At 55.1% G+C, this 12107-nt stretch carries 12 protein-coding genes; 4 read left to right on the forward strand and 8 right to left on the reverse strand.

Going from position 1 to position 12107, the window contains the following annotated elements; genetic code table 11:
* Positions 1-118: 118 nt before the first annotated feature.
* Entirely contained in the window at positions 119-1615 is a 1497-nt protein-coding gene (xylB, locus tag ACSFXJ_RS02390) for a xylulokinase (protein ID WP_435923633.1), read from the forward strand.
* Between the two features lie 387 nt (positions 1616-2002).
* Here the strand turns inward: xylB and ACSFXJ_RS02395 are convergent, their stop codons facing one another.
* From ACSFXJ_RS02395 to ACSFXJ_RS02430, 8 genes are all read right to left on the reverse strand, one after another.
* On the reverse strand, positions 2003-2284 hold the full coding sequence (locus ACSFXJ_RS02395; RefSeq protein ID WP_435923634.1) for a hypothetical protein: 282 nt from the start codon (positions 2282-2284) through the stop codon (positions 2003-2005).
* 270 nt (positions 2285-2554) lie between these two features.
* Positions 2555-3229, reverse strand: coding sequence for an ABC transporter ATP-binding protein (locus ACSFXJ_RS02400; protein WP_435923635.1), 675 nt, complete (start codon positions 3227-3229; stop codon positions 2555-2557).
* A complete protein-coding gene (locus ACSFXJ_RS02405; protein ID WP_435923636.1) occupies positions 3229-4338 on the reverse strand; it encodes an ABC transporter permease in 1110 nt (369 codons plus the stop codon). The genes ACSFXJ_RS02400 and ACSFXJ_RS02405 overlap by 1 nt, the downstream gene beginning before the upstream one ends.
* 134 nt (positions 4339-4472) lie before the next feature.
* Entirely contained in the window at positions 4473-5858 is a 1386-nt protein-coding gene (locus ACSFXJ_RS02410; protein ID WP_435923637.1) for a sensor histidine kinase, read from the reverse strand.
* Complete coding sequence (locus ACSFXJ_RS02415; protein ID WP_435923638.1) at positions 5855-6526, reverse strand: response regulator transcription factor; 672 nt, start codon at positions 6524-6526, stop codon at positions 5855-5857. The genes ACSFXJ_RS02410 and ACSFXJ_RS02415 overlap by 4 nt, the downstream gene beginning before the upstream one ends.
* A gap of 356 nt (positions 6527-6882) precedes the next feature.
* Positions 6883-7761 carry a sugar phosphate isomerase/epimerase family protein gene (locus ACSFXJ_RS02420; protein ID WP_435923639.1) on the reverse strand — a complete coding sequence of 293 codons (879 nt, stop codon included), beginning with the start codon at positions 7759-7761 and terminating at the stop codon, positions 6883-6885.
* Between the two features lie 7 nt (positions 7762-7768).
* A complete protein-coding gene (locus ACSFXJ_RS02425; RefSeq protein ID WP_435923640.1) occupies positions 7769-8647 on the reverse strand; it encodes a sugar phosphate isomerase/epimerase family protein in 879 nt (292 codons plus the stop codon).
* Between the two features lie 15 nt (positions 8648-8662).
* On the reverse strand, positions 8663-9721 hold the full coding sequence (locus tag ACSFXJ_RS02430; protein WP_435923641.1) for a Gfo/Idh/MocA family protein: 1059 nt from the start codon (positions 9719-9721) through the stop codon (positions 8663-8665).
* 131 nt (positions 9722-9852) lie between these two features.
* Between ACSFXJ_RS02430 and ACSFXJ_RS02435 the strand changes: the two genes are divergently transcribed.
* The 3 genes from ACSFXJ_RS02435 to splB all read left to right on the forward strand — a co-directional run bounded on the left by ACSFXJ_RS02435 (position 9853) and on the right by splB (position 12107).
* A complete protein-coding gene (locus ACSFXJ_RS02435; RefSeq protein ID WP_435923642.1) occupies positions 9853-10719 on the forward strand; it encodes a helix-turn-helix domain-containing protein in 867 nt (288 codons plus the stop codon).
* Positions 10720-10803: 84 nt separating this feature from the next.
* On the forward strand, positions 10804-11082 hold the full coding sequence (locus ACSFXJ_RS02440) for a transcriptional regulator SplA domain-containing protein (protein WP_435923643.1): 279 nt from the start codon (positions 10804-10806) through the stop codon (positions 11080-11082).
* Positions 11079-12107 (forward strand): spore photoproduct lyase, encoded by a 1029-nt coding sequence (gene splB, locus ACSFXJ_RS02445; RefSeq protein ID WP_435923644.1) that lies wholly within the window; start codon positions 11079-11081, stop codon positions 12105-12107. The genes ACSFXJ_RS02440 and splB overlap by 4 nt, the downstream gene beginning before the upstream one ends.

Here is a 12107-nt window from a genome sequence, read left to right on the forward strand (position 1 = left end):
GAACCAGCTTTGAATATCCGCAAAAAGGGACGCATGCCGTCCCTTTTTGTCGGTTCATGGGCGTTACCGCGCTGGGATCGTTCCAGTGACAAGTGAGGTTGAAGGGAGAGCATGTCGGATGAAATATGTTATCGGGATTGACCTTGGCACGAGCTCGGTGAAGACGGTGCTTGTGAACAAGGAAGGCGAGATCAAAGGGGAAGCTACGGCTGCGTACCCGCTGATTCAGGAGCATCCTGGATACAGCGAACAAAACCCGGAGGAATGGGTAACGGGGACGATTGCCTGCTTGAAGCAGCTGCTCGGGGAGGGCGGCGTATCCGCGGAAGACATCGAAGGCGTGTCCTTCTCGGGTCAGATGCATGGACTCGTGCTGCTCGATGAGCAGAACAATGTGCTGCGCAACGCGATTCTGTGGAACGATACGCGTACGACCCAAGAGTGCCGGGAAATCGAAGCCAAGTTGGGCGACAACTTGCTTGCGATTACGAGAAACGCGGCACTGGAAGGCTTTACGCTGCCGAAAATCCTCTGGGTGCAAAAGCATGAGCCGGAGTTGTTCGCCAAGGCGGCTCGTTTCGTGCTGCCGAAGGATTACTTGCGCTACCGGATGACCGGACGCGTTGAAATGGAAATTTCCGATGCGGCGGGAACGCTGCTGCTGAACGTGCCGGAAGGCAAATGGAGCGACGAAATCGTGAAGGCGTTCGGGCTTCCGGAAGGGTTCTGCCCGCCGATCGTGGGCAGTACGGAAGAAACCGGCACGCTGCTGCCGGAATTCGCGCAGCAAAGCGGGCTCTCGCCGAATACGCGGGTATTCGGCGGCGGCGCGGACAATGCCTGCGGCGCTGTGGGCGCCGGCATTGTCCGCAAGGGCGATGCGCTGTGCAGCATCGGCACCTCGGGCGTTGTCCTCACGTATGAAGAGGACAAGAGCAAGGACTTCGCCGGCAAGGTGCATTTCTTCAACCATGCGCATCCGGGCGCTTTTTACGCCATGGGCGTTACGCTGGCGGCAGGCTATTCCTTGAGCTGGTTCAAGGATTCGCTCGCGCCGGAACTCAGCTTTAACGAGCTGCTGGAACCGGTCGGCTCGTTGCCTCCGGGCTCGGACGGCCTGTTGTTCACGCCGTACCTCGTCGGCGAACGCACGCCGCATGCGGACAGCGTCATTCGCGGCAGCTTCATCGGCCTGTCCGGCACGCACCGCCGCGAGCATCTCGCACGTGCGGTTATGGAAGGCATCACGTTCTCGCTAGCCGAGTCCGTGGAGTTGTTCCGCGAAGCCGGCATCGAGATCGAGCGCGTCATTTCGATCGGCGGCGGCGCCAAGAATCCGGTCTGGCTGCAAATGCAGGCCGACATTTTCGGTACGCCGGTCGTATCGCTCAAGAACGAGCAAGGCCCGGCGATGGGCGCGGCGATGATGGCCGCCGTCGGCAGCGGCTGGTTCGGCACCCTGAAGGAATGTGCCGACACCTTCATCGGCTACGGCAAAACGTACGAGCCGATCCCTGCAAACGTGGAAAAATACGCTCGCTTATTCAAACTGTACCAGCAAGTGTACTCCGCGACCCGTTCGCTCAACGAGGGATTGCAGGAGTTCCGCGGCTAATCCATGGATTGATGCGGGATCTCAACCTGAGGCGAGAACCCCAACTCAAAAGGGAGAGGTCCTGAATTGGACCGGTCCACTGCGCATTTGGTGCATCGCAGCCCCCGTGGGTGCCTTATGTAGCAGGACGGTGCCTGACTGCGAACGAAATAAGGACAAAAATAGTCCTTATTTCGAGGAAAGGATCCGTTCCGTTAAAAATAGCGGACAAAAAGGTCCTTATTTCACTGAAAAAGGGCGGTTTCCAGGTGGAAACCGCCCTTTTTGCAATAATAAGAGACATTTTTGGCGCTATTTTGATGGATGGTGTCCAAAATCCAGAAATAAGACCATAAAAGGGCGCTATTTTGAGCGAACGATGATTCCGCACGTAGCACCGCCCACCGCCTAAGCAACATGACCCTCCGCACGCAGCACCGCCCACCGCCCAAGCAACATGACCCCGCACGCAGCACCGCCCATCGCCCAAGCAACATGATTCTCCGCACGCAGCACCGCCCACCGCCTAAGCAACATGATCCTCCGGACGCAGCACCGCCGACCGCCCAAGCACCATGACCCCGCACGCAGAACCACCCATCGCCCAAGTAACATGACCCCGCACGCAGTAACGCCGACCGCCGAAGCAACATACTCCGCACGCAGCACCGCCCACCGCCTAAGCAACATGACCCTCCGCACGCAGCACCGCCGACCGCCTAAGCACCATGACCCCGCACGCAGCACCGCCTACCGCCCCAAGCACCATGCCCCCGCACGCAGCGCCGCCGACTGCCCAAGCACCATGACCCCGCACGCAGCAAGCTCACCGCCTAAGCACCATGACCCGCACGCTCAGCAAATTTTCAACGCAAGGGAATTAGCTCCACACCGGATCTATGCCTCCGACAGCCTCCCGTCTTCGATATAAACGACGCGGTCGCACAGGTCGAGCATCCGCTAGTCATGGGTGACCATGACGGCGGCTTTTCCGCGGAGCTTTACCTCATCGGCGAGCATTTGAACGACGTCGCGGCCGCGTTCGGAATCAAGGCTGGCGGTCGGTTCGTCGGCGAGAAGGATCTCCGGATCATTCATCCAGGCCCGGGCGATGGCCGCCCGCTGCCGTTCCCCGCCCGATAGGGACTCGGGGTAATGCTTCAACCGATGACCCAGGCCAAGACGTTCCAGCAAGGCTTTCGCTTTCAAGGCGGATTCTTTCTTCGGCTTACCGCTCAGATCTCCGATCAGAAGCAGCTGGTCAAGGACCGTTAAATACGGGATAAGGTTGGCGGATTGAAAAATAAAGCCGATCTTCGCAAGCCGGACATCGTTCAATGCCGCACCGGACAGCTTGCTGACGTCCTGGCCTCCGATAAGCACCCGCCCTTCGGTCGGCGACAGCAGGGCCCCGGCGATGGACAGAAAGGTGCTTTTTCCCGCACCCGAAGGCCCTACAACGGCGACGAATTCGCCGGCATCGACTTTCAAGGAAACCCGCTCCAGAACCTTAAAGGAGGCATCTCCGTTTCCATACACTTTGCTGACCTGATCGAGCAACAATTTGGCTTCGTCAACCTTCGTAGGATCGGACCAAAACTTCACGTCGTTGTGTTTTTCGATAACGGAATTCATTATGCAGCCCTCCCAATGGCTTCGATCGCATCTACTTTGGCAACCCGATACAAGGACAACAGCGAACCGGCCACGGCCACGATCAAGAATAGCAGAACGCTTATGCCGATCAGGCCGAAGCTAATCTCAAACGGCATACTGTCCGGCAGCAGCAGGGAAACGCCATAGGTCAGGGCGATGCCGGTCGCCAGGCTGACCACGGAAAGCGAAAGGACCTGGGAGATCAAGCTGCGCGCCAGGTATCCGGTTTTCGCGCCGATCGCTTTGAGAACGCCGAACTGGTTCAGTTTTTGAATCGTCATCACATAGAAAAATACGGCCAGCACGAACGCGGCGATGATATACAGAAAAGCGATCATCATCTGCAGAGAGCCCTGTTCTTCCTTGTAACCCGGAATCCCCTTCAGGGCTTCGGATTTACTAATGATCTCGATCCCAGGCACCCGTTCCGAAATCATACCGGCGGCCTCGCCGGATGCTTTCAAAGCAATCGCATTATACCCTCCGTCTGCCAGCCGCGGTCCTTCCGTCAATGTCCTCCAGGCGTTAAAGTTCATATGAATGACGGGGGCATGGCTGAACGACTGCCCGTCCGTGAATCCTACGATTTCGAACTGAAGGCCGGTGGCCTGATCCTCAATCTTGTCCCCAATCGCAAAACCTTCCGCTTTAAAAGACCGGTCGACCACGATCTGATCTTTTGCCGTATCGTCTATCATTCTTCCTTCCGTTACCGCGGGGGCAAGCCTGCCTTCCGCTTCAACCGCAAAGAAGGCGGCATCGATTTTTTGGGGCGAACCGGCTTGGGCTACGGAAGTCATCCGTATTCCCAACGGGGCAGCCTCGACCCCGGCCGACTCCATAACGGTCCGCTTCACCTGGGCAAGCAGATCATCCGTGATGACAGATCGGTTCAATCTGTGATCGCTGTTCTGATCGACGACCAAATAATCGGCGTTCAACCTTTGTATGGAAGAGGCATTGTCCGACGATAGCCCCTTGGCCAGGCCGGATACGAACAGAACCAGCCAGACGATCAGGACCATGATCAGAGATATAAGCAAGTAGCGCACTTTGGAATGTTTTAGCTCACGAAAAGCCAGAAACATGGTTGTTCATCTCCCGTCCAAAAATTTGTAACCGCGGTCCAATAACACCGCCGTACATTCAGAATAGACAGGTTTTATGAACGGAAAATGAACGCAACCTTAGCCGAATATAAGTGTGTATCAAGTTGCCCGGACTATTGAATCGGCAGCCGGATGCGGAACGTTGTTCCTTTGCCGGGCTCGCTGTCGACCGTAATTTCGCCGCCGTGCATTTCAACGATTTTGCTGACGATCGCAAGTCCCAGGCCGCTGCTGCCTTCCTTGCGGTTCCGGGACTTGTCCGCCCGGTAAAACCGTTGAAAAACAAACGGCAAGTCTTCCTCCGCAATCCCGATTCCGGTATCTTCAATCTCGACCCGAATATGCTCCTTCCCTTCAGGGCGCAGCCGGACGGAAATTGTTCCGCTTTCTTCCGTGAACTTGATGCTGTTCGTGATCAAATTGATCCATACCTGGTGCAGCAGCTTGCTATCCGCGTTGATGTAAAGCGAGGGCAGATCCATTTTTACCGCAAGATCCTTGTCCCTCCAGCTCCATTCGGTCATGAACAGCACTTGCCGGATTTGAGCGCCCACGTCGAACTCGTTCTTTTCCAAAATGGCGTCCTCTTTCTCGAGCGAGGCTAGCGTCAACAGCTGCTTACTGAGCTGCGACATACGGCGGCTTTCATCCTCAATAATGGACAGGTAGCGCCTTCGTTGCTCCTCCGGCAGGTCCGCGGTCAAGAGCGTGTGCGAAAAGCCCTGGATCGACGCCAGCGGGGATTGGATTTCGTGGGAGACGTTGGAGACGAACTCCTGACGCATCGCTTCCAGCTGTTCCAGGCTTTTCGCCATTTGAGAAAAATGAACGGCCAATTTCCCGATTTCATCGTCGCGTTTTACGTCCAGCTTGATCTTGTAATTCCCGCGCGCCAGCATTTTGGTCGCCTCCGTCAGTTTAACGATCGGCCTGACCACATATCTGGTACTAAAGGCAACCAGCAGGATGCTCAGGATAAAAGAAACCAGCAGGATCATCGTCAAAAAGGTACGCATTTCCCCGAACTGGATGACGGCATTCGGACGGACGAACAGGGCATAGGCCGGCTCGCCGTTTTTCTGCAGAAGAACTCCGATCGTATTCCTGAGGTCGTTGTCAAAAAATCCGGTCACGAACAATCCGGCGGGAAACCGAGCGATCCCGTGATAGATTTCCCCTTCAAACACTTGTTGGATGGGTTGGGTACCCAACTCTACTTTTCGAAACTCAGGCCCGTAAAAACGCCCCTGGCCCCGCTGATCCACTATGTAAAACTGGTATCCAAGACCGCCGATATGATCCAGATATGAGGACAGATCCATATTTTCGTTCCGCTCATAGTATTGCTTGATATCCTCGGCCATTCCCGTGACTTTGGCGTCGTTGAAAGGCTTTAGTCTGTACTGGTAGTACAGGTTCGAGGCAAAAAAAGCGAGTGTGCTGCTAAGGACCATTACGAGTAGGGTGGTGGCAACGATGCGGTGGTATAGGTTTCTCACTTGAAAACCTCCAATTTGTAGCCCACGCCCCGAACGGTTGTAATGGTAAAATCGCCGCTTTCTCCAAAACGGTCGCGCAGACGCTTGATATGCACGTCAACGGTCCGGTCATCGCCGGCAAAATCAAAGCCCCAGATGTTGGCGATCAGCTCTTCGCGCGTAAAAATCCGGTTCGGATAGCTTGCCAACTGGGAGAGGAGCTCGAACTCCTTCATCGGCAGCAGCAGTTGCTGCCCGCCCGTTCTTACCTCATAGCTCTTCCGGTCGATGACCGTATCCCCCAGGCGGATGGTCTCCGAGCTTACCATCTGATAACGCCGGAGCAGCGCCTTGATGCGAAAAAGCAGTTCCTTCGGCTCGAAGGGCTTGGTAACGTAGTCATCGGTTCCCAGGGCGTAGCCTTTTTCTTTATCGGCGAGCTGATCCTTGGCGGTCAAAAGAATGACGGGGATATCATAGTCCTCCCGTATTTCTTCGCAGAGCTGGAATCCGTCCTTGCCGGGCATCATGACATCGATGACGGCGAGATGAACGGGGCGGGAGGCCAGAATCGCGGCGGCTTCCGCCCCGTCGGCAGCCTCAATGACGCCGTAACCCTCCGTCTGCAAATAGTAAGTCAACAATTCGCGAATGTGCGGATCGTCGTCGGCGATAAGAATGTGAATCACGGTATATGCAACTCCTTAATCTTTTACGTTTCGCAATGGACTTAACTGATGCAACTATAGCTTAAAAAAAGAAAACTTTACAACTCGGACCCGGGGAATGCGGAGCTAGTTTTTAAAGGGAGCATATGTAAAGGAGAGCGAGACAGTTTGAACAATCTAGACTCCCGAAAATAGAAATGCCGGAGCTGAAGCTGCCGGAAGCCGTACGGCGGGTGCTTGGCGAGGCGGAGATACGGCGGCCCGGATTTATGTTTTTAAGGTTTTCGGATTGAACTGACGATTGATGGAAAAAGAAGAAGGAGGTCCAGCCATTGGCTGAGCCTCCTTCTTCGGTTAGTCGTCGAATAAACTGCCGCTTAAACTTCATCCCAAATCCGCCTTACATTTTCAAAAGCAATCCGGGTCCCGACGAGGCAATCCTCCATTCCCTCGTACTCGATCGAGAGGTAACCGTCGTAGCCGGAGGCTTTGACCATCCGGAGGATTTCCCATAGATCGAGATCGCCTTGCCCGGCGATAGCGCCTCGCAGATAGCTGCCGCCCGCGCTGCGGAACCAGCCTTCTCCCGGATTGCGGCTTGAAGGGCGGATATAAAAGTCTTTGATATGAATGATGGAAGCCAAGGGTAAGTTGTTTCTCACGGCCGTTACCGGGTTTTCGTCGACGCAGACGAAATTGCCCACATCCAGCGTCGTTTTGAAGTTGGGACGGTCCACCTCATGAATCAATGCTTGAACGCGGTCGCTGGCCTGCACATAAAAGCCGTGGTTTTCCACGCTGGTGACGATGCCATATTGCGCCGCATGGTCCGCAATCCTGCGGCAGGCCCCGGCGATGCGCCCGATGTCGCCGTTAAACCGGACGATCGAAGTGTCTGCACGGGAAGCGACGTCGTGACGCATCAGCTTCGCGCCGAGCCGGTGGGTACGATCCACCTCGCGAATGACCCGGGCGATTTCGGCTTCGTACTCGGCTTCGGTCTCCGTTATGAAATTCGCCCCGATCGCTACGTTGGATATTTCGAGTCCGAGCGACGCCGCTTTTTCCCTGATCCGCTCTTCGAGTTCTGCCGAAGCCTTCCCATCCCCGGAATCGTCAAAACCGAAACCAAGCCCGGGAACGAGTTCAATATGACCGGCGCCGATGCCGGACGCCCATTCCAACACTTCGCCTATATTCATCAAGCCATGATGCATGGCCTGATATAAACTGTAAGAACTGATACCGAGTTTCATCGCATCCTCATCCCCTATACGCCTTAATAAAAGACACCGCTTTAGCGATATCGTCCGTCGGATTTGCGCCCACTTCCCGCTCAATTGTCAAATATCCGCCGTAACCGATCTCCTGCAGCGCCGCAAAATAAGCCGGGAAGTCGACCTGGCCCTCGCCGAGCGGCACCTCCTCAAACGCTGCGCCGGAGGAAGCCATTTCGGCGATTTTTGCATGGTCCATCGCCCCGTAGCCGAGGAATCCGTACACGTCCCGCGGGTCCACCGGGCGCAGGCGGAGGCCGTCCTTCACATGCGTATGGACCACGTAATCCCGCAGCGTTTTTACGCCCTGGACCGGATCGTCTCCCGTGACCATCACCATGTTGGCCGGATCAAAATTCACCGAAACGCCGTTCGTGCTGAGCGTATCCAGGAAGCTTTTCAAATGGGCAGCCGGTTCCGGTCCGGTTTCGATCGCGAAATAAGCGTTCATGCTCTTCGCGTACACGCCAAGCTCCTCGCAAGCCCGCTGCATCGCATCGTAAATGCGTCCCTGCGTATCTTCGGGGACGATCCCGATGTGCGTCGTGACGATATTCGTCCCGAGTTCGACCGCCAGATCGAGAATCCGCTTCGATTTCTCGATTTTGGCCGGATTCGCCTCCGCGTCCTGGAAGCCATGCCCGGCCAAATCGCCGCACAGGGCGGAGATTTCCAATCCCAGGCTTTGAATGTAGTCGCGCAGTTCCTTACGTTTACTCCCGGTGAGGACCGCCGGGTCCATTTCCCCGGACACGGCATAGATTTGCACGCCGTCCGCGCCGACCTCTTGCGCTTTTTTGAGTCCTTCCCTCACGCCAACGCCGAAGCTGTCCACAATGACTCCGATTTTATTGCCCAGCTTCATCAAAAAGAGCCCCCTCTAGAAAATGATTTCCTTGCCTTCCTCGGCCGATTGGTAGATCGCGTTCAAAATTTTGATCATTTCGACACCGTCTTCGACAGGACTATTCGTTTCGTGCAAACCAAGGCAGCTTCCGACAAAATGCTCGATTTCCCGGTTGAAGCTTTCCTGGAAGTCGAACCCTGGCGAGCTGATCTGGGGATCGATGTTGATGATCGTATCGTGTCGTTCCGTGGCGATGGCCAGCACCGGCTCGATTTCCGCCCCGCCTTTGTCGCCGTAGATGTTGATTTGCGCCGAATTGTCCCTCGCGTGCAAGGAGAAGCTGACATCGACCATCAGCGAGGCCCCGTTTTCAAACCGGATCAGCGCGTTGGCCATATCCTCCACGGTGTTGAAGGAAGCGTCATAGTCGGCGGCTTTATAGAAATTATAGTTTTCGATGTTCGACCGGTTGCCAAGCCGGTTATACGTATTTCCGCTGACGGATTTCACTTTGGGCTTGCCCATCAAATACCAGCACAGGTCGATGGCGTGCACGCCGATGTCGATCAGCGGTCCGCCTCCCGAGCGCTCCTTATCCGCGAACCAGCCTCCGGGATTGCCCAGGCGGCGAATCAGGCTCGCTTTGGCAAAATAAATGTCCCCCAGATCCCCGGCGTCGATAAATTTCTTCAGCACCGCAATGTTGGACGCATGGCGGCGCACATAGCCGACTTGCAGAAGTTTTCCGGTTTCCCGCACCGCCTGCTCGATTTGAACGGCTTCCTCGACCGTTTTGCAGAGCGGTTTTTCGCAGAGGACATGCTTGCCCGCCCGGAGCGAAGCGATGCTGATTTCGGCATGCGTGTTGTTCCAGGTGCAGATGCTCACCGCTTCAACGTCCGGATTAGCGAGCAATTCACGATAGTCGCTATAAACATGAGGGATGCCGTATTTCCGGGCGGTTTCCCCGGCCCGCTCCTGGTTAAAATCGCAAATGGCGATAACTTCGGCACCCGGATGAAGCCGGTAAGCCTCCAGATGACATTCCGATATCGATCCGCTGCCGATCAGGCCAATCTTCAGTACACTCATTGTTACCGCTTACACCCTTTCTTCCCATGCGTCATTTCTGCTACAATGATACCGTTGTATCGCACGGATTTGTTTTATTTGATTAATTACCAATAACTTAGCACAGCCGTTTAAAGGGGTGAATGTGCAGGATGACAAAATATATGGACTATATGATCAGTCCGCATCCGATCCGGGTGTTTAATCCCGCCGTGGATTCCAGCCGCAGAAGAATCAAGTCGATCTCGATCGTTAACGCCGGACATCTGCCGGGAAGAACGCTTCAACGGAGAGATGCGGTGTTCGACAATTGGGCGGTTGTCGTCATTACGGACGGTGCGGGGTACTTTCAAGCCGGGGAAGGGGAACGGCAAAGGGTCGAGGCGGGTTCCTGGTTCTGTCTGTATCCCGGGGAAGTATTCAATTATGGTCCCGACGAAGGCGGGAATTGGGACGAGTATTATTTCACGGTGGAAGGAAGGCGGATCGAAGAGTGGCTCGGCGACTGGTTGTTCTTTCCCGATCAGGTCAAACGGATACCGGTCGACGAGGTGCTTATCGGAAAAATGGAGATGATGTTCATGCTTATCGACAGCCGTCTCCCGGGCAATCTGGACCGGGCCGCCTTGATGCTGGAGTCGTTTCTTTACGAGCTTGTCGCGCTGGGGGAAGAGGAGCGTACGGAATCGGGCGGGCGGGGCAGGACGATGCTCAAGCTCATCGAGGATTTGTCCCGCACGCTGCATCTGCCGCTCGATGCCGGGGAAATTGCCGCAAGACACCATATCTCGGTTTCGACGCTGCGCAGAATGGTGCACGAATACTCGGGTTACCCCCTGAATGAGTATATCCACCGGCTAAAAGTCGCGGAGGCGAAAAACATTTTGCTCAACACGGACATGAGCGTCAAAGAAATCGGTGAAGCGTTGGGATATAAGGATATGTTCTATTTTTCGCGGGTCTTCAAAAAAATGACCGGCCTGTCCCCGAGAAGCTACCGCAACCGGGCGGGCCTATGAGCAGGTTTCATATTTCCTTTGACACCGGGCATGATAACCAGTAAATTGGGCTGGTACATTCCGGCAAAAAGGGAAGGTGCAACAATGCTTTTATATGACGAAAGCGATGCTTATAAACCCGGCGACGTGGTATACGTTTTTTACCGCAATCCCCATACCCAGGATGTGGCGAATATTCAGGAGGCCGCGGTAGTCCATCATCCGGAGCAGCCGGGGCAACTGGCGGTCTTTTTGTACGAAACGTATTATCCGCTCACGGAGGAGATGGCGGTTTACAGGACGGCGGACGAGGCGGAACAGGCCTACCGCCAGGTTTACGGCGATTTCTTTGGCGATGTTTCTACCGAAGGAGCCTTTGAATGAACGAGCCTTTCGTGCCCAGACTGGTCTATTTCGAACCGGATGCGCTGGAATACCCGTTAGGGAAGGAACTGTATGACAAATTCAAAGGGATGGACCTTGAAATCAAATACACCACCTCGCATAATCAGGTAAGGAACCTTCCCGGCAGCAGCGATTTGCAAAAATACAGGGTAGCCAAGTCGACGCTCGTCGTTGGCATCCGCAAAACGCTGAAATTCGACACGTCGAAGCCTTCGGCGGAATACGCGATCCCGTTTGCGACAGGCTGCATGGGGCATTGCCATTATTGCTATTTGCAAACGACGATGGGGAGCAAGCCATACATCCGTACGTACGTGAACGTCGATGAGATCTTGGAGGCCGCCGATAACTATATGGCGGAACGGGCGCCCGAACCGACACGGTTCGAGGCCTCTTGCACCTCCGATATCGTGGGCATCGACCACCTGACCCACACGCTAAAAAAGGCGATCGAGCACTTCGGCAACTCCGAGCACGGGAAGCTGCGGTTCGTGACGAAGTTTCACCACGTCGATCATTTGCTGGATGCCCGGCATAACGGCAAGACCCGGTTTCGATTCAGCGTCAACGCGGATTATGTGATCAAAAATTTCGAGCCAGGCACTTCTCCGTTGGACAAACGAATCGAAGCGGCGGGCAAGGTGGCGCGGGCCGGATACCCGTTAGGCTTCATTGTAGCTCCGATCTACCTTCATGAGGGATGGGAAGAAGGCTACTATCATATGTTCGAGCGGCTCGACGCCGAGCTCCCCGCGGATGCGAGGGACGACATTACGTTCGAATTCATTCAGCACCGCTTCACCAAGCCGGCCAAACGGGTCATCGAGAAAAACTATCCGATGACCAAGCTGGAGTTGGACGAAGAAAAGCGGAGATATAAGTGGGGCAAATATGGCATCGGCAAATATATTTACCCCAAAGAAACGGAAGAGGACTTGAAGCAGCATCTTTACTCCTATATGGAGAAGTTTTTTCCTAAAGCCAGGTTAGAGTATTTTACTTAA

This window comes from Paenibacillus salivarius, assembly GCF_051307165.1.
Taxonomy (GTDB): Bacteria; Bacillota; Bacilli; order Paenibacillales; family Paenibacillaceae; genus Fontibacillus.